This is a genomic window from Flagellimonas marinaquae (genome assembly GCF_003992675.1).
In the GTDB taxonomy this organism is placed as follows: Bacteria; Bacteroidota; Bacteroidia; order Flavobacteriales; family Flavobacteriaceae; genus Flagellimonas; species Flagellimonas marinaquae.
Genome location: NZ_RZMZ01000015.1, coordinates 568,039 through 586,616, shown reverse-complemented (window position 1 = coordinate 586,616; position 18,578 = coordinate 568,039). Strand labels below are relative to the sequence as shown.

Sequence of the window (18,578 nt, the reverse complement as noted above, 5' to 3'; positions counted from 1 at the left end):
CGATTAGGAAATTAGCTTACACTTCATCAAATCACCCTTTTTCAACACTTCGCCATCTTCCACAAAAGCAAGTGCATTGCCTTGGGCCATGGATTGAATCATGGAAGAGCCTTGACCATCCAAAACCTCAACCTTACCGTCAAGCACCTGTGCTTTAAGAAAAGAAGGACGTCCAAAACGATTTTCAAAAGCATGCTTTATCGGGAACTGATAGGTCGGTAAACCGGTTTTGGAGTACCCTGATAATTTTTGAAGCAGCGGAAGCACGTACACATAAAAACAGGTCAATGACGAAGCTGGATTCCCAGGAAGTGCAAATACAAACTGATTTTGCTTTCGCCCAAAATAAAGAGGTTTCCCAGGCTTCTGAAACACCTTGTAAAACAACTCGTTGACTCCATTTTCTTCGAGGGATTGTTTTACAAAATCATAATCGCCCACGGATATTCCTCCAGAGACAATCAGCACATCGCAAGACTCCAACGCCGTTTTAATCCCAGCCTTTGTGGCCTCAAAATCATCTTGAAGCTGTATTTTTTGATGGTGCTGAAACCCAAATTGCTGCAGTGCTCCCGCAATTGCATAGCTATTGGATTCGTAAATCTGTCCCTCGGTTTTGGGGTTGCCCGGTTTTACCAATTCGTTTCCCGTTGTGATGATATTCACCCGTGGTTTGGAAAAAACATCCAGCTCGGACCATCCCAAACTGCCCATCAAGGCCAAGGAGGGTGGACTTAGCACATGGCCTTTTTCAAATACGGCCTGTCCCTCTTTCAATTGACCACCTTTTTTACGGATGTTTTGTCCTGCTTTGGGCATCTCATCAAGAAACAACGTGCGCTCTTTCACCGAAGTTTTCTCCTGCATCATGACCGCCGTAGTGTTTTGGGGCACCTTGGCGCCCGTAAAAATGCGAACGGCCTCGCCATCTTTTAAAGAAATATCCTTGGAATCGCCAGCAGCCACTTCTCCTACCAGTTGATACTCTTGATAAAGCCCGCAAAGTGCATATCCATCCATCGCGGAATTGTCAAACTCGGGTACATCAAAAGGGGATGCCGTATTTGTGGCAAGGGCATAGCCAAGTGATTCTTCGAGTGGCTTTGTTTCCCTTTGTAAAGTGATCTTTTGGTCTTCAATAATGCGAAGTGCTTCTTCAATCGTAACCATTAGCCTCCTATTGAAATCATGGAACGGTTTTGCTCATAATGGTCGGCATCCATTTTCACATCCATGCCATCCCTGGAATGTTTTTTGGATTTAATGGCTTCCAAAATGATGTTTTCAATGGGCTCTCCATTTCGAAAAGGGGTCAGCAAGTCGGTTTCGGAGGTGGCAAAGAGGCAATTTTTCATTTTCCCATCTGCCGTCAAACGAATACGGTTGCACTCATCGCAAAACGGATTGGTAATCGTGCTCACAATACCAAAACTGCCTTTGTGGCCTTTTACCCTAAAGTTGGTGGAAGTACTGTGTTTTGGATTATCGAGGGTTTCTATTTCACCGAACTTGCCGCCAACGGTCTTTAAGATTTCTTCCTTGGACACGCCCTTGCTCCAATCCCATTTGTTGCCCTTAAAAGGCATAAACTCGATGAACTTGGGCGTAATTTTTTTATCCTTGGTTAAAGCGATAAAATCATTGATTTCATTGTCGTTCACCCCTTTGATCAGAACAATATTGATTTTGAGGTCCATATCCATGTCCAACGCCATATTTAGGTTCCGCATGATGCGTTCGTAATAATCCCGCTTGGTGATGAAAACGGATTTGGCCTTGTCCAGGGTATCCAAACTAAAGTTGATTTTACGCAGCCCAATTTTCTGGAAGAGCTCCAAGTATTTGTCAAGCACGATGCCGTTGGTGGTCAATTTTAAGGTAACGCCCAGTTTGGCCAGCTCTTCGACCAAATAGCCAAAATTCTTCCGAACCAAAGGTTCGCCGCCCGTTAAACGCACCGTATCCACCCCCAAATCCCGGAATGTACGAGTCATTTCGATGATTTCCTCCAGCGTCATAATGCTAGGTTTTTCCATCAGCTCGATCCCTTCTTCCGGCATACAGTAAAAGCATCGCAGGTTGCATCTATCCGTCAACGAAATGCGCAGATAGGTATGTGGCCTACCAAAATTGTCGATTATTTGTGGTTTTTTGTCAATCATGTCTTTTTCCTTCTATCACTTTAAATGCGTGCAGCACATGGGGGAAAATCGCATCCATCGATTCTGCTGCACCTTTGGTGGAACCCGGCAGTGCCAGAATGAGTTTACCGTCCCTGATGCCCGCGATGGAACGCGAGAACATCGCATACGGCATACGGTTTTGCCCGTAGCTACGCATTTGTTCTTCTACTCCTTTTAGTTTGATGTCCAACATAGGTTCCAAGGTCTGTGGGGTGACATCTCGGGGTCCCACGCCCGTTCCTCCCGTGAAAATCAATAAGTCCGCAGTAGTATGTTCCACTTTTTTGATGATTTCCTCAGCTTCATCGGGAATAATGCTTTTTTGAGCTGTTACTCCCAAAGCCTTCAATTTCTCGATGATAGCCTCCCCTGCCCTGTCTTCTCCTTTTCCTTTGGAAATGGTGTCGGAACAAACGACTACATCGGCAGTCAGTCCTTCTGAGTTGATTTTGAAAGAGGATTTTCCTCCTTTTTTCGATTTGAGACGAATGGTGCTGATTTCAACATTCTTATCAATCGGTTTGAGCATATCGTACATGGTGAGGGCCACAACGCTGGCACCGTGCATTGCCTCCACCTCTACCCCTGTTTTGTAAATCGTCTTTACCGTCATCGAAATGATGATGTCCAAACCATCGATTTTATAATCAATTCCAGTGAATTCAATGGGCAACGGATGGCAATCTGGCAACAGGTCCGGCGTTTTTTTGACGCCCAACAACCCGGCGGCCTTCGCCATTTCAAACACATTCCCTTTGGGAACGTCGTTATTTTGTATGGCATCAATCGTAGCCTGACTGCTCGTTTTTACGATAGCTTCTGCGGTGGCTTCCCGCAAAGTAGTTTGTTTATGAGTAATGTCTACCATTTACTTGTTTACTTTCCATTGATGGGTTTCGTCCTCAAAAATCTCTTTACCGAATACGGGTACTTTCGCCTTGATTTCTTCCACAAAAAAGTTTGTCGCCTCAATAGTAATTTTTCGATGTGCCGACGATGTGAACACAAACAAACACAATTCCCCAACCTTCACCTTACCCAAACTATGGTAAATATGGGCACAGGTAATGTCAAACTTGGAAAAAGCCGCCTCGCGTATGTCGTGGAACACTTTTTCCGCCATTTCCTCATAGGCCGTATAATCGATAGCGGTTACGGTTTTACCGTCCACTTCGTCGGCCCTCACCTGTCCCAGAAAAATACTGTGGGCTCCAATGCTGGTCTTGCTTTGGTGATTGGCCACCGAATGGGCTATTTTTTCGGGTGGAATCGCTCCTTGTACAAATACTTTTTTTGGTTTCTTCTTATGCATCAATTATGGTTTCTATGCCGCCTTCCACATTTTTCAAGTTGTGAAAGCCAAATTCATTTTTGAGTATCTCTATGGCGTTCTTGCTTCGCTTTCCTGACTGGCAGAATACAAAAACTTCCTGATTGTTCGGTATTTCCCTATATCGCAATGTTAAATCGCTCAAAGGAATGTTCAATACTTTTTTCCCTTTTGGTTTGGGCTGCTCGAATACTTCCCGCACATCGAGGTACCAGTGTTCTGCATTTTTCAAATCGCAATCAATATAAACGGGCGCTATTCCGTTCTCGCGAATTTTTTCCACTTCATCGGGACGCTTGTTTATTTTGATGATCTGCTCGCTGCCACGCATCATATTTATCAACTTCAGCTTGCCTGACAATACTTCTCCCGTGCCTAAGATTATTTTAAGGACTTCAGCAGCCTGAAGGGTTCCCAGAATACCCGGTAATACTCCCAACACACCAGTAGCCTCACAACTGATGTTCTCTCGCGTGCTTTTCGGAAACACACAGCGATAGGTGGGTCCATTTTGGTAATTGAAGACCGATAATTGTCCTTCATTCTTATAAATGGATGCAAAAACCCAAGGTTTATTGGCCAAAATACAAGCATCATTGATAAGGTACTTGGTTTCAAAGTTGTCTGTCCCGTCCAACACCACATCGTATTGTTGGATGATTTTCTTGGCGTTTTCCATCGTCAACGGCTCTTCATACACCTTAAACTGTACTTCGCTATTTTGTTTTTCCAAACGTTTCTTGGCAACCATTGCTTTGGGTTTCCCAATATCCAACTCTTGAAAAAGGATTTGCCTATGCAGGTTGGACTTATCGACCCTATCGTGATCCATCAAACCAATGGTACCCACTCCTGCACCAACCAGATACATCGCGGCAGGACAGCCCAATCCTCCAACACCAACAATCAACACTTTGGCATTGCGAAGTTTTTCCTGGCCCTCTGGCCCAACTTCCTTGAGTTTTATTTGTCTGTCGTATCTACTCATCCTCCCGCGAACGGTGGCAACAAGGCCACTTCGTCCCCATCTTTTAGGGTTGTTTTATCATCCAAATTTTGATTTACCGCAATTTGAATCGATTCCTTATCCGTAATGGAAAGACCGTTCAGACACTTCGCTTTTAACTCCGAAGCGGTAAGCGTTCCATCGAATTCCATCACTTCTTCTGACTTTTCGGCGGCTTCGGCCACCAAACCAAAGTATTTTACGGTCACTTTCATAGTTCCATTGTCTTTAATTGCCTAAGGTCTTCTTCGGTATCTACATCGAACCCTCCTTTTTGGAATGCCTCGGTACAGTAGTCGAAATCCTTTGAATGAATCAACTTTTTGGCTCCTTCGTCACCATCCAATTGCAACAACAGCGGAAATGCGGCTTTTCCAAAAATAGCTGGAACGCCAATATGATCCCCATATTTAGAGTAGGTAGCATTTGGCTTTTTCGTTAATTGGGTGTGCACCAGTTTGATTAAATTGACTCGCTCCAAAAAAGGTTGGTCCGATACCAGAAACAGTGCATGGTCCAATGCTTCCTCCGCCATCGCAGCCTTGAGGCCCAATTTGATACTGGATGCCATTCCCTGCTCCCAGTCACCATTTATAACCACTTTGAATCCACTTGTATCGATTTTTCCCTGAATCTCTTCGTGACGAGAACCCAATACCAAAACCCTGTGCTGAAAACCGAGCATACCAACTTGGCCCAAGGTGTGTTCCAAAAGTGTTTTTCCTTTGAATTCCACCAACTGTTTTGGATGGCCCAAACGAGTTGACCCACCTGCTGCCAATACCACTACCGCTATGTTCGCTTCTGTGCTCAAAGGGTTATTTTTTGAAATTGATTTGTTTTGGTATCGTGAATCGGCTCGTTTTTCTGCTTTAAAGGTCGGGGCTCTTTGTGGTTCAATACACTCTGGATTTCCGCCAAAATGGACAATCCAATTTCGGCTGGCGTCTCTGCTCCTATTTCCAAGCCCACAGGTGCATGAATTTTTTTCAAATCTTCTTTGGACACTTCAATGCCTCCGTCCGCCAACTCATTGAGCATGCGTTCGTATTTTTTCAACGGTCCCAAAATCCCGATGTAGGGTATTGCCCTATTTCCCAATAGCAACTTGAGTACCGATAGGTCGTAATTGTAATTGTGGCTCATCAACACAAAGCAGGTGCGTTCGTCCATCTGGATGTTTTGCAGTGTTTCTTCGGGTTTGGCCAGAATTACTTGGCAACTTCCCACAAAGCGTTCTTTTTTGGCATGGGTGGGGCGCCCGTCCATTACGGTTACCCTCCAGCCCAGTATATCGGCTTGTTGGGCCAAAATGCGCGCATCGTTCCCTGCTCCCACCAAAATCAATTTTACCGGGGGCTGATGTTGTTGGATAAACACAAAATGTGTGTTTTCATCTGCTTCAATCTTTCCAAAACATGAGCTGCCTCCTTTGATGACTTCCTTACTTTTTGCCAGCAGGACTTTATGGAGATTCCCTTGGATTTGTTTTCCCAAAACCGCTTGGTTTTCGTTGGCAATCAAACAAGTCCCCAATTGGTTTTGGGTTTTGTTCAAATCAAAAACCACCGAAATTGCCAAGGAAACTTCTTGTTCCGCAGCGGCCTGTAACAACGCACAGGGATTATGCCTATTGGTATAATCGATAGGCTCAAACAGTACTTGAATAATGCCGTTGCACCCCAACTGGGCACCAATGATGGCATCATCTTCATCGCTGGTATCGTAAGTGACCAGTTTATTTTCTTGTCTGTCCAATGCATAAAGAGCCTTTCGGAGCGCATCTCCCTCGAGGCAACCTCCGCTGATGGCCCCTGTGATATTCCCATATTCATCCACCAACATTCGGGCTCCTGCCCTGCGATAGGAAGAACCTTCAACATGCACTACGGTAGCCAAAATACAACGGATTTCCTGTACTCTGAGCTCTTGATACTTTGCTATGATCACATCCAACTCCCTCATACGTTTATGGTTTTAAGTTGGTTAACCGCTTTTTTTATTTCAAAAACTGCTTTTTCAATATCATCCGAAGAAGTGTTTCTACCTGTGCTGATCCGTAAACTGGCCAAAGCTGTAGCATCATCAACACCCATCGCTTTTAATACATGGGACGGATTCACTTGGTTGGAGGTACAAGCAGAACCTCTAGACACGGCCAAGCTGTTCAAATACCGGAGTAGTTTGGTGCCATCCACTCCCTTGAAGGATACATTTGTGGTGTTGGGCAAACGGTTTTCATACTGGCAATTGATGCTTGTCCCTTCGATAGTGGAGAGCCCTTCTTCGAGTTGATGCTGAAGACCTTTGTAATGTTGATGATTTGCTTCCATACAGTCTTGGGCAATGCTACAGGCCTCCCCAAAACCCACAATACCGGGAACATTCAACGTTCCCGGACGGATGCCCTTCTCATGGTTTCCTCCGAAAACATATTTGTCGATGGAGATCACATTATTCTTATTGAGATAAAGTGCGCCAACGCCTTTGGGTCCATAGAGTTTATGGGAGGAAAAAATAGCCATATCGATTCCCAAATCCTGTAGGTCAACAGATAATTTACCAACAGCCTGTGTAATATCAGACATTACGGGCACTCCTTTGGAGTGTGTGAACTCCACTATACTTTTTACGGGATGTATCAGGCCGGTTTCATTGTTGGCGAGCATGAGGCAAACCAAAATCGTTGATGCCTGGATACTATCTTCCAACGTTTCAAGGTCAATATTTCCTTGACTGTCCACATTCAGATAAGTCACCTCAAATCCATCGGCCTCCAAGGCTTTCAGGGTATCCAATACCGCTTTGTGTTCCGTTTTGCAGGAAATGATATGGTTTCCCTTACTTCGATTCCTTTTACAGAATCCGAACAGGGCCAAATTGGCCGCTTCGGTGGCGCCGGAGGTGAACGTAAGTTCTGTGGTCCGACAATTTACAAGCCTTCCTACTTGTCCGCGAGCAGTTTCAACGGCATCATCGGCCTGCCAACCAAAGGAATGGTCACTGCTGGCGTTTCCAAAGTGCACTGTAAAATAAGGCAGCATTACCCTTACCACTTTGGAATCAGTGGGTGTGGTGGCATTATAATCCAGATATATTTTTTCCTTTGGTTTCAAAACATTTACGTTATGTACAGGCATGCATATCGCAATTTAAGAAGAATAACATCGATTCCCTCAAATTTTTCAAACCATTCCACAATAAAAACAATGAAATCTTTGTCATGTATGAAGTTAATCGTAATATTGCAATGAATAAATGTGTTATGGGACTCAGCAAAACAGAGATTTTCACGGACAAACAAAACCAAATTGCGCAATATGCCAAGGTTTTTGGTCATCCGGCCCGGGTAGCCATTCTTCAGTATTTGTATAAGTTGAACGCCTGTGTTTGTGGTGATTTGGTCGATGAAATCGGTTTGGCACAGCCCACAATTTCCCAACATTTAAAAGAATTAAAGCAATTGGGGCTGATCAAAGGCAACGTGGAGGGAACCAGTGTGTGTTATTGCATCGATGCTGACAATTGGAAAAGAATGAAAGAGGTGATGTCGGAATTTCTGAACCAAGATCTTAACCAAAACGATTGTTGCTAAAAAAATTTGAACAGATTAATCGCAATATTACAATAAATAAAGTCATGAAGTTAGAGGAAGTAAAATCAGCATTGGTCCAATTGGACACCATTGCCTTTCAATTGCCCAACGGGACATTGGTCCCCAACCATTTTCATGTGACCGAAGTAGGCAAAGTCACCAAGCATTTTATTGATTGTGGAGGCACTGTCCGCCATGAGGAAGTGGTCAATTTTCAACTTTGGAACGCGAATGATTACGATCACAGGTTGCACCCCGAAAAATTGGTCAACATCATAGAATTGTCCCAAAAAACGCTGGACATAGGCAATTTGGAGGTAGAAGTGGAATATCAAGGACAGACCATTGAGAAGTTTAGCTTGGATTTTGACGGAACCCACTTTTTGCTGACCACCAAGCAAACGGATTGCCTGGCCAAGGACCAATGTGGCATACCTACTGAAAAACCCAGAGTAAAACTTTCCGAGCTTCAACAAACGGGCTGCGCTCCCGGTAGCGGATGCTGCTAACTTCAATCCTTCAACATGGTACTTAACAAAGCATTGCACAATTTTGTTTCTGGCTTAACAACGGATTCCATTTCACAGGAAAGAAAGGAAGCACTCGACCAACTCACCGCATATATTCAGGAAAAGGTGGACAAACAAGCCCCGATTCGACTCAATTTTATCTGCACCCATAACTCCAGACGGAGCCATATGTCCCAAGTTTGGGCCCAGACTATTGGAAATTATTTTAAGGTTCCGAACCTGAGCTGTTATTCGGGAGGAACCGAGGCCACCGCCCTATTTCCGATGGTCGCCAAAACCTTGGAGGATACCGGTTTTAATATTCAGCCGCTTTCGGAAGGAAAAAACCCGGTCTACGCCATCAAGTTTTCGGAAAATGAGCAATCCATTATCTGCTTTTCCAAAAAAATGGATGATGATTTCAATCCGAAGTCAGACTTTGCAGCTATTATGACCTGTTCGCAGGCGGATGAAGGCTGTCCTTTTGTACCAGGGGCCGAAAAACGGATTCCAATCACTTATGATGACCCGAAAGCGTTTGACAACAGCCCGCAACAGGCTGAAAAATATAGTGAGCGTAGCAAACAGATTGCCACCGAATTGTTTTACGTCTTTTCCCAAATTCAGAACTAATGTCCGCAAAGAAATTAAGCTTTTTAGATAAAAACCTGACCCTCTGGATTTTTGCAGCAATGATCATTGGGGTCGGAATAGGTTACTTTGTTCCCAATTTTCCAAGTTTCGTCAATTCTTTCAGCAGCGGAAGTACAAATATCCCCATCGCAATAGGATTAATTTTGATGATGTACCCACCGTTGGCAAAGGTGAAGTATTCCTTATTGCCCAAAGTGTTCAAAAACACTAAAATTTTATCCATATCCCTTGTATTGAACTGGATTATAGGCCCTGTTTTAATGTTTGCGCTTGCCCTCATTTTTCTGAAGGACTACCCAGAATATATGGTTGGCGTTATTTTGATAGGGTTGGCAATATGCATTGCAATGGTCTTGGTTTGGAACGATTTGGCAGAGGGTAGCAGCGAATATGGTGCTGGGCTTGTGGCCTTGAATAGTATTTTTCAGGTTTTTGCATACAGCTTTTATGCCTGGATATTCATCACCGTACTCCCACCTTATTTTGGTTTTGAAGGGGCCATAGTTGATATTTCCATTGGTACCATTGCCGAAAGCGTAGCCATTTATTTGGGTATTCCTTTTTTAATGGGCATTTTGAGCCGTCAAATCTTGGTGAAATTAAAAGGCGAAGAATGGTATACCGAAAAATTTATTCCCGCTATTTCTCCCATAACCTTGATAGCGCTGCTCTTCACCATTGTTGTGATGTTTTCATTGAAAGGAGAATTGATTATTGAGATACCCATGGATGTGGTAATCATAGCGGTTCCTTTGCTGATATACTTTGTTTTGATGTTCATTATCGGTTTTTTCACGACAAAGGCCATGGGTGCCGAATACGATAAAACAGCTTCGGTTGCATTCACTGCTGCTGGTAATAATTTCGAATTGGCCATTGCTGTGGCCATTGCCGTATTTGGTTTAAACTCCGGACAAGCCTTCACTGGTGTTATTGGGCCCTTGGTGGAAGTTCCCGCACTCATATTACTTGTAAAAGTGTCTTTTTGGTTCCGAAAAAGATTTTTTAAAATCTCGGAAGCTCAGGCTTAGAAAGAACTTTTTGAAAATTATGGGAGTTTAGTAACTTCAAACCCATAAAAACTTAAACAAACTAAACACATCATGGGTAAAGGAGTTACTATTCTTGGACTTTTGATTTTGCTGGTATCGTGCAACTCAAAAAATGACGAGGCTGAACTGGGATTGGTCTACAATGTTTTGAGAGACCCAGACATCGACAACTACGAAGTGTACGCGATGAATCTGGATGGTTCCAACAAAACAAACATCACCGATTTCCCCAATGTGGAATGGACCTACTATTCCTTTGAAGATGATTTGTATTTCATTTCAGATAGAGACGCCTGCAAACGTTGCTATTATTTGTACAAGAGCAATTTTAAGGGCGAAAACGTCCAAAAAGTATCGGAACTGGAGTTGGCCGACAGTTGGATGAGCAGCAGAAACGATGGTACGGAACTCATCGTGAAGCCCAAACTCATCATGAAAAACACCTTTTACATTCTAGAAAAAAATGGGAACATTATAAATCGGCTGGATACTGGATTGGGCTTTGCCGCGGACCCTTTGTTTGTAAACGATGGTGAGCAGGTAGTTTTTAGGGGTGGTAAAACGGTGAGCAAGAACATCGATGGTTTTAACGAAGAACTATACATTATCGACACCGACGGCAACAACTTAAAACAATTGACCCACTACCCGGAAAAAGACTCCACGGCAGGAAAATATGGGTATCGGGCCGGTGCACCAAAGCTGCACCCTACGGAAAACTTTGTTACCTACCAAAGTATGCAGAACGGTAAGTACAGTTTGTACGCCGTAAGCTTGGACGGTAGCAAAACCTGGAAACTGACCGACAACCCCCAAAATGAAGGGTGGCATGATTGGAGTCCGGATGGGAAATGGTTGGCCATTGAGCTTTTTGATGATAAACAATCCCAATTCCATATTGGGTTGATGAACTGGGAAACCAAAGAGTTAAAGATTTTGACCGATGATACCTTTACCTATCAACAGGCTCCGAATTTTATTTGGAAATCTGGGGAATAAGGCGGAATACTTTTCGCACAATTTTATATAAGCTCAGCCAAGTCATGAAAAAAAGAAAATTAAATGCTGTCATTTTTATGACTATAGCTCTGGTGTTTGCAATTATTTTTTACTCAAATAGTGTCTTTCCTCAAAATCTAGGCGCCTATTTTAAGCCCAAATATTACGGTCAATTTGGCCCTATTGCCATATGTATTGAGTTATTTATAGCAGGTTTTTATCTCTAAAAAGGCGATAAAAAAAGCAATTTCGCTCTTGCCCTTTTCGCTTTCACCTCCTTATTGGACCCAATATTCAATTTGGCAGGACTTTTTGGTTCCAACGCTCCTATTTATGCAACCATTGTTTTTATAGTTTGTTCTATTTGGTCGTTGTATCTGGCATTTTCCAATACTTTCAATCTTGGACGAATTTCCTTATTGGAGGTCATCGGAAGTTTTGCCTTGGGAGTAATCATTGAGCTTTCCTTTAATTATTTTTATCAATTTTTGTAGATACCTTACTTCTTGCCCAAATACTTCCCAACAAAATCAACCAAGTCCTGACCATGCAAGTTTTTGGCCAACACCTTACCTTCTTTATCCATTAAAAAGTTGGCTGGAATTGTACGTAGCCTTAGCGTATCCATTACCGGGTTTTGATCTCCCTCCAAGTGTGATGCATGAAGCCATCGATGGGCACCGTCTCGTTCTATGGCATTCTGCCAAGCAGTCCTGCTGCTCTCCAGCCCATATGCGACAATCTGGAAGCCTTCATCATGATATTGTTCCCATAGCGGAACAAGTATATTCCTATTCTCCACCCGACATGGGGCACACCAAGACGCCCAAATATCCAATAGCACCAGCTCTTTCCCCTTTCCCAGTTCCAAAATGGAAAGGGTTTCCCCTGTTTGCAAAGGCAAAAGCAAATCCGGCAGGGTATCACCCAAGAGAACGGGCAGCTTTTTTTTATCAGCTATCGTTTTCAATTCGCTGACCCAAGGATGGTTAGGATATACTTCGTTCCATTTTTTGGATTGGGCATGTATCCGTTCGGCGATTCGCTCGTAGTTCCCTTCCGGACTAGCCCATCGAAGGGCCATAAGTGCAGGCACTAGGTGCTCGGTAGCATCAGCGAAATCAATCAACTTTTCCTGATATGCTTTCAAATTTTTCTCCCGCTCTAATAGTCCTTCATCTGTTTCATTTAGGCTATTTTCCGTTCCAAAATGGTATTTAAATGCCTCCATACGCAAATCCCTTAGTTTCAGCATTGTCTCATTCACAGGTGATGGCTCTACAATCGACAAACTCGATTGCATATGTGCTATGTCAGCATCAATTCGCAAAGGGGTGCCGGACTCATACACCAACGGAAAATAATTATCCGTAGCTGGGTTCTCATTGATCAATCGGCTGGCATACCGCTCCCCCTTCCGCTGCACTACGAGCAGTAGTAAGGTGGCATCCTCCATTGCTAAGGATTCCGAAAACGCGAAACTACCATCTTCGGCCACTGCGGCAGAGTCCAGCACTTGTCCCACAAAACTTTGGGCGGCATCACTGAACTTTTCGGGCTGTACCAAGTAAATTGTGGGATTCCAATCTTTCGGATTGGATATCTTCAGGTTTCCCGATAACCATGCTTCCTTGGAACAAGATTGCATCAACAATAAAAAGATGAGGGCGGGTATCAATACTTTTTTCATGCCGATAAAAATAACTATTTCTCCATTTGTCAGCTGATACATACATCCATCACAAAGTAACAGGTAACACGCAGATGGCAAGTTTATAAGCCATGAGTTATTTGAAGAGTCTAATTACGACCAAGTTAGCATTCAACAAAATCGAATAAACAAATGACAACAAAATCCATTTTGAGCTTGATACTGCGACTTGTCCCCGCCATTATTTTACTGCAGACCCTTTATTTTAAGTTTTCCGCTGCACCGGAATCTGTCTTCATTTTTGAACAATTGGGCTTGGAGCCTTGGGGAAGAATTGGTCTGGGCGTGGCCGAATTGATCATTGCCATTCTTATTATGGTACCAAAAACTACTTGGCTAGGGGCCCTATTGGGTATGGGCATTATGGCAGGGGCCCTATTCTCCCATGTGACGAAGTTGGGAGTTGTTGTTCAAAATGATGGCGGCACTTTATTTATATTGGCCTTGGTCACTTTAATTTTCTGTATGGCACTGGTTTGGATTAACCGAAAGCAAATCCCCATTGGTAAGTTATGGGACAAATGACACTAAAAGTCCGATTAAATGCGATTTAAAGCTTTGGCAACTGTTAAATACCGAAAAAATATTCGTTGAAATGCACTTTTTATCCGTTAAAAGTGAAAACCTATGAAAAATTCATAAGTATTCCGGCGGAATGTTTTTGATCTTTGTGATGTATTAACCCCCAAATCTATACATCATGACACGATCTACAATTTACAGCCTACTTGTTTCAGGAATGTTTCTAGTCAGTCAAAACAGTACAGCGCAATCAGACCAAATTAATGACACTATGGAAGGAAGTGTGTCCACAGTTGATGGTTACGTACCTTCCATGTCCATCACCAAAGATGGAAAAACTGCCTATTTCAGCAAGGGAACCTATGAAAAGCCACTTTACGGTGTATTCTCCAAGAAAGAATTGGTGTACCATATTTACCGTGCAGAAAATATCAATGGCGAATGGACGAACATCACCCAATTGGAGGTTTGTCCCAAACACTACTCTGCCAAGCACCCAACCGTAACCGGGGATGGAACACGCCTGTTCTTTGCCTCCAACATGAAAGGAACCTTTGGCAAATACGATATTTATGTGGCCGATATTGCTGCGGATGGCTCCGTGGGCGTATCCAAAAACCTTGGCCCAAAGGTGAACACCAAAGAGGATGAACTGTACCCCAGCATCTACAATGAAACCTTGCTGTTCTTTGCTTCCGAAGGAAGGGATGGCTTTGGCGGATTGGACCTTTATGCCTCCCAAGTGGTAAAGAACACCTTGACCACATCAGTAAACCTAGGTGCCCACATCAACACCAACAGCGATGAGTATGCCATTCAGTTGAGCCCTGAGAAAAAAATGGGTTTTGTGGTCTCCAATAGAGGTTTCAACAATACTGTATCACAATATACAGTGGCCTACGGACGTTCAAGTAAGCGGGATCAGTACAATGATGTTGCTGATGGAGGTACAGGACTCCAAACTGCTATGAATGGGAATGCCTACGACTATGTGGACACCTCATTCCAGGACGAAGACTAATAATTGATTGCCAACGACTTTATTGAATCGGTCAATAAACCTGATTGTGTCTTATGATGTTGTTTCATAGCCGAAATTCAGAAACACTCATGACGATGATAAGAAAGACAGGGGGAAACTGACAGACTATCATTAGAAAACGGGTTGTATTATTTCAATCTGACCGATTTACTTCAAGAATAGGATGCTGATGGGACGGCATCCTATTTTTTTTATGCAATAATTTGAAAATCAATGTTTTGCATATATACTACACTCCCCTTCATTCATCCATCCGCCCTTGAGAGCTTATTCAAAATATGCATTTGAACGAAAATCACTACAAAAATTCCTTTTGGTAGTTAAAAAATTCTAAATTCACTATTGAAATAATACAATCCCAAATCTATTAAGTCATGAACAGAAATTACAACACACTGAAAAAAGGAGTCCCAAAACCTCTTTTCCATCTACTTTTTTAGCGAGACAAACCTCAACTAAACATTTTTTTAGCGCTTGGTCCTATTTGGGTCATACCCATTTTTGAAGAAAACCAATTTGGCTTTCCGGAGGATGCCCTTTGCTGGCATACTATCCGATTTGCTGAGGTTTATCCCAACTTCAAAAGCGGGAGAATGGACACTATTGTCCAAATCTTAACCTACAATACACATGATGTAACAGTATGAATCCCCCAAATCTTTCTTATCATGAAAACAAATTCATTAAAAATTGCCATCATCGATAACGATGATATGCTTGGCGGCATTTACACCCAGTATTTTCAAGACAATGAGCAGTACGAGCTGCATGGAATCTACCCCTCCGTACACACGCTTTTGTCCAATTTTGGACGGTCCCATCCGGATATTATTATCTGTGAAGCCATGCTCAACGGAATATCAGGAATTGATGGTCTGGAGTACTTTTACCGAAAGAACGAAAATTTAAAAGTGCTGATGATGAGCCAAAAAAACGATTTTAAGCTCATTAAGGAGGCTTTTACTAAAGGGGCCAGTGGCTACCTCATCAAACCTATTACCAAAGACAGGCTCTTTAATGCGCTGGATGCGCTTGGGCAACATGGTGTAGCCTTGGAGCTTGATGTGGCGAAAAAAATCATTGATTCGTTCCAGACCAAATCCTTCGAAATGTTCTCCAAAAAAGAGAACGAAATTGTGGAATTGCTCACACAGGGTTTCACCTATAAAATGATTGCCGACAAGCTCTTTGTAACCCCCAGTGCCGTTAATTTTCACATCCAAAACATTTATGTGAAACTCAATGTGAACTCTAAATCCGAAGCCCTTCGGAAGCTTAAGGAAATGGAAATCCAGCAGTTGAACGCTGCATAATCCATGTAGTAATAGAAAAGAAGAGGCTGTCTAAAAAGCGGTAATATTTGGCATTTGTCAGGTTGATCAAAGTCAAAACCTATTGATTATGAATGCGTATTATATCGCCTGCCTGCTGCAGGCGTGCGCTCGAACTGACAGGTAAACTGCTTTTTTAGACAGCCTTTTTTTATTGTTCCATGCCCGACTAAAGCGTAATGTTGGAAAAGCCTATTTTTCCATCTTCAGATTTGGCACTGACCTCGATATCAATAGCTGATATATCCTTCATAACAGGGAGAGTAATTCGGATTTCCCCATTTGCATCGGTTTCCAGCCTTGGGTTCCAATACAGCAATTTATTTTTTTCCTTCTTTCTTTTTGAAAGGCGTTTGTGGTACTCTTGAAAATCAATGGCGGGCGTATACCCTTCAAAACGCAGCGCACTTTGACTTCTGGAAACATGCTCCAACTCATTGCCCATTCTCGTGTAAATGACAAAAACACCAGCAGAGGCCCTGCTGCCGTACATAGAGGCCTCTGGACCCTTCAATAGCTCTACCCTTTCAATATCCCTATCACTGACCAAATCCATTACATCATCCAAAGGACTCGTAGCGGCTGTACCCACTTGGGCAGCACTTCCTTCTTGAGCCAAAGGGAAACCATCCACAACCCATAAAATAGTGCCCGAACCACCCATGACCTTCACGAATGGGTTCAAGGTCTCAGCTCCGCTCACAATAACCCCTGGAAGTTCTGCAAGCAACTGCGGTAGGGTTTTAGGTCTTTCAAAATCTTGATGGTTGATGCGATGTGAAGGAACATCCACCCCGTATTTGGCAGGGGTATGTTTTATCTTTTCCTTGCCCTTCTCTACCACTTCCACTTCTACCAGTTCAATGGTCCTTTCCGAATCCTCATCGCTAAATAACTCCTCATTGGTGGTATTGCCACTGACAGATTTCGTTTCGGTTTTCCTATTCTTGAATGTCCCGTTGAAGGGTACGATCTTTACCAATCTGGATTTCACGTCCTCCCCCTCCGTCCTAGCAACCAATGTTGCTGTTCCCTCTATGTGAATCTGCTCCAGTTTAAGTATGCCTTGAGCATCAGTTTGTGCCTCCCCAGCCCAAACATCTTCTTCGCTTGTCGCCACCAATTGAATTTTGGTATTGGTCAATAGGTTATTGTTCAAGTCGTAGGCGTGGCCCATGATTTCCAATCCTTGTTGATATGGGAATTTTTTATTGCCAATTGTGCTTTCACCTTCGTTCACAACATCTTTCTTGACCTCTCCTGCGGAAGACAACACCTCAAGGTCTTTGAGAAAAGCCTCTTTCCTGTAAAAGGATACTTCCTGCCCCGCCAAAACATCCGAGAAGGTAAAAGGAGTATTGCTTTGGTTGTTTGATTCAGTTCGATTAACGCTGAGGGTCAATTGTGATTTTACAGGCCTGTTTTGATTGTCAGTTACTCGGATTTTGATGGTTTTCAAATCGCTAGGGCTATCTTGCCAAAGGGTGTCAATTGCAATTCGAAGCTTTTCCCTGGCTATCCAAATAGGTCTGGAAGCCAATTCGGAGCCAAGCTGGTCTACCAACTTTAAATTGATGATGCCTTCTGGCAAGTTAGGTTTGAAGAGTTCTACATCCAAACTATTTCCATTAGCGAAATTCAAGCTTTTTTTAAAATAGGTTATCCCTCCTGATGTTCCGATGAGTTCTACTTCTTCGCCAGCACGCAGATCGGAGGGAGTTATGCGTACTATGGCATTGTCCTTATCCAGATTGTTCACGTGCAATAGAAAACCATCTGTTGTTACCTTTGGAAGTGGGAAACGTTTTCCATTTTCCAATTCCAAGGTATATGTTTCGTTCTCTTTTGGAGTTAGTAGGGCCGTGCCCAAGCCAGAGGTGTAAAAGGAGACTTTGGTTACTTCTTGTCCATTTTTATCATAAATTCTTCCGTGCCTCACTTTGTTGGTGACATCCGATGGAACTTTTACAACTATCCTGTTCTTTTGTCCGCTTAAAAATGTACCCCCTTCAGGGATGATTGAAACATTAGCTTCATTTGCCTTTTTCTCTTTGTCCAAAAGCTCCCCTATTCGTATTTGCTCTTTTGCTGCAAAATCAACACCATAGTTTTGGGACCAACGGGTATAAGCCTTTAGCGTATAATTGCCCGGTTCTATTTCATTGGGCAAGTTCAACTGGCCTTCAACCATTGCGTCCTCAATTTTATGGTACTGTCGTTTTATTAGCGTTCCACTGCTGTCCAATAACTCCACCTTCAGAACTCCACTCTTGCTGTACCTTCCAAATTGGCTTTCTGTGGTGAGATATCCTTTAAAAAAAAGAGGTTCGTCAGGATGTAGTTGATTGTTGGCGATTTGAAGTATCACGCGCTCTTTTCGTACTGCCAGTGAATCTTCAAAACTGGCTTGAAAATCGAGCTTTAGATCCTTCCAAGTTTCTTTTGTGAAGTCCGATTGTGAACTTTGTGCCGATACCACGGCTAAGCCAAGCAAAAACAGGATTATAAATGATGCCCTTATCTTATTTTCCATAGCAGAGAAAAGTGATTTTTTGATTGGTGGAACCCACCTCAGATAGCGTAAAGGTCCCATCTGTTCCATATCCACCATTCTAAAAATACAAAAAAATCGTGTCAGTAATAC

19 protein-coding genes are annotated in these 18,578 nt (G+C 43.0%); 8 read left to right on the top strand and 11 right to left on the bottom strand.

Annotation, left to right across the window (positions count from 1 at the left end):
- Positions 1 to 3: 3 nt before the first annotated feature.
- The 9 genes from EO130_RS12025 to EO130_RS11985 are packed head-to-tail and all read right to left on the bottom strand — an operon-like array spanning position 4 to position 7,659.
- A complete protein-coding gene (locus EO130_RS12025; RefSeq protein ID WP_127141750.1) occupies positions 4 to 1,170 on the bottom strand; it encodes a molybdopterin molybdotransferase MoeA in 1,167 nt (388 codons plus the stop codon).
- On the bottom strand, positions 1,170 to 2,162 hold the full coding sequence (gene moaA, locus EO130_RS12020; protein WP_127141749.1) for a GTP 3',8-cyclase MoaA: 993 nt from the start codon (positions 2,160 to 2,162) through the stop codon (positions 1,170 to 1,172). The genes EO130_RS12025 and moaA overlap by 1 nt, the downstream gene beginning before the upstream one ends.
- A complete protein-coding gene (moaCB, locus tag EO130_RS12015; RefSeq protein WP_127141748.1) occupies positions 2,155 to 3,051 on the bottom strand; it encodes a bifunctional molybdenum cofactor biosynthesis protein MoaC/MoaB in 897 nt (298 codons plus the stop codon). Before moaCB ends, moaA begins: the two co-directional genes overlap by 8 nt.
- Positions 3,052 to 3,495 carry a molybdenum cofactor biosynthesis protein MoaE gene (locus EO130_RS12010; RefSeq protein ID WP_127141747.1) on the bottom strand — a complete coding sequence of 148 codons (444 nt, stop codon included), beginning with the start codon at positions 3,493 to 3,495 and terminating at the stop codon, positions 3,052 to 3,054.
- Positions 3,488 to 4,501 (bottom strand): HesA/MoeB/ThiF family protein, encoded by a 1,014-nt coding sequence (locus EO130_RS12005; RefSeq protein WP_127141746.1) that lies wholly within the window; start codon positions 4,499 to 4,501, stop codon positions 3,488 to 3,490. The genes EO130_RS12010 and EO130_RS12005 overlap by 8 nt, the downstream gene beginning before the upstream one ends.
- Positions 4,498 to 4,734: a MoaD/ThiS family protein gene (locus EO130_RS12000; protein ID WP_127141745.1), complete on the bottom strand. Its 237-nt coding sequence runs from the start codon at positions 4,732 to 4,734 to the stop codon at positions 4,498 to 4,500. Before EO130_RS12000 ends, EO130_RS12005 begins: the two co-directional genes overlap by 4 nt.
- Positions 4,731 to 5,333 carry a nucleotidyltransferase family protein gene (locus EO130_RS11995; protein WP_127141744.1) on the bottom strand — a complete coding sequence of 201 codons (603 nt, stop codon included), beginning with the start codon at positions 5,331 to 5,333 and terminating at the stop codon, positions 4,731 to 4,733. Before EO130_RS11995 ends, EO130_RS12000 begins: the two co-directional genes overlap by 4 nt.
- Complete coding sequence (locus EO130_RS11990; protein ID WP_127141743.1) at positions 5,330 to 6,484, bottom strand: XdhC family protein; 1,155 nt, start codon at positions 6,482 to 6,484, stop codon at positions 5,330 to 5,332. The genes EO130_RS11995 and EO130_RS11990 overlap by 4 nt, the downstream gene beginning before the upstream one ends.
- Positions 6,481 to 7,659 (bottom strand): cysteine desulfurase family protein, encoded by a 1,179-nt coding sequence (locus EO130_RS11985; RefSeq protein WP_241244348.1) that lies wholly within the window; start codon positions 7,657 to 7,659, stop codon positions 6,481 to 6,483. The genes EO130_RS11990 and EO130_RS11985 overlap by 4 nt, the downstream gene beginning before the upstream one ends.
- Before the next feature lie 125 nt (positions 7,660 to 7,784).
- On the opposite strand from EO130_RS11985, the gene EO130_RS11980 reads away from it, so the two are divergent.
- From EO130_RS11980 to EO130_RS11960, 5 genes are all read left to right on the top strand, one after another.
- Positions 7,785 to 8,114, top strand: a complete 330-nt coding sequence (locus tag EO130_RS11980; RefSeq protein WP_127141742.1) for an ArsR/SmtB family transcription factor — start codon at positions 7,785 to 7,787, stop codon at positions 8,112 to 8,114.
- Between the two features lie 44 nt (positions 8,115 to 8,158).
- Entirely contained in the window at positions 8,159 to 8,623 is a 465-nt protein-coding gene (locus EO130_RS11975) for a DUF6428 family protein (protein WP_127141741.1), read from the top strand.
- Between the two features lie 15 nt (positions 8,624 to 8,638).
- Positions 8,639 to 9,256: an arsenate-mycothiol transferase ArsC gene (locus EO130_RS11970; RefSeq protein WP_127141740.1), complete on the top strand. Its 618-nt coding sequence runs from the start codon at positions 8,639 to 8,641 to the stop codon at positions 9,254 to 9,256.
- Positions 9,256 to 10,308, top strand: a complete 1,053-nt coding sequence (gene arsB / locus EO130_RS11965; RefSeq protein WP_127141739.1) for an ACR3 family arsenite efflux transporter — start codon at positions 9,256 to 9,258, stop codon at positions 10,306 to 10,308. The genes EO130_RS11970 and arsB overlap by 1 nt, the downstream gene beginning before the upstream one ends.
- Before the next feature lie 72 nt (positions 10,309 to 10,380).
- Positions 10,381 to 11,328: a TolB family protein gene (locus EO130_RS11960; protein WP_127141738.1), complete on the top strand. Its 948-nt coding sequence runs from the start codon at positions 10,381 to 10,383 to the stop codon at positions 11,326 to 11,328.
- Between the two features lie 499 nt (positions 11,329 to 11,827).
- Here the strand turns inward: EO130_RS11960 and EO130_RS11955 are convergent, their stop codons facing one another.
- Complete coding sequence (locus EO130_RS11955; RefSeq protein ID WP_164732928.1) at positions 11,828 to 13,018, bottom strand: TlpA family protein disulfide reductase; 1,191 nt, start codon at positions 13,016 to 13,018, stop codon at positions 11,828 to 11,830.
- A 153-nt stretch (positions 13,019 to 13,171) separates the two neighbouring features.
- On the opposite strand from EO130_RS11955, the gene EO130_RS11950 reads away from it, so the two are divergent.
- The 3 genes from EO130_RS11950 to EO130_RS11940 all read left to right on the top strand — a co-directional run bounded on the left by EO130_RS11950 (position 13,172) and on the right by EO130_RS11940 (position 15,916).
- Positions 13,172 to 13,564 (top strand): DoxX family membrane protein, encoded by a 393-nt coding sequence (locus tag EO130_RS11950; protein ID WP_127141736.1) that lies wholly within the window; start codon positions 13,172 to 13,174, stop codon positions 13,562 to 13,564.
- Positions 13,565 to 13,739: 175 nt separating this feature from the next.
- Positions 13,740 to 14,582, top strand: a complete 843-nt coding sequence (locus EO130_RS11945; protein WP_127141735.1) for a TolB-like translocation protein — start codon at positions 13,740 to 13,742, stop codon at positions 14,580 to 14,582.
- A 689-nt stretch (positions 14,583 to 15,271) separates the two neighbouring features.
- Positions 15,272 to 15,916: a response regulator transcription factor gene (locus EO130_RS11940; RefSeq protein ID WP_127141734.1), complete on the top strand. Its 645-nt coding sequence runs from the start codon at positions 15,272 to 15,274 to the stop codon at positions 15,914 to 15,916.
- A 187-nt stretch (positions 15,917 to 16,103) separates the two neighbouring features.
- On the opposite strand, the gene EO130_RS11935 is transcribed toward EO130_RS11940, so the two are convergent.
- The gene (locus tag EO130_RS11935) at positions 16,104 to 18,467 is read right to left on the bottom strand and encodes a TonB-dependent receptor (protein WP_164732927.1); all 2,364 of its coding nucleotides are present in this window, start codon (positions 18,465 to 18,467) and stop codon (positions 16,104 to 16,106) included.
- Between the last annotated feature and the right edge of the window lie 111 nt (positions 18,468 to 18,578).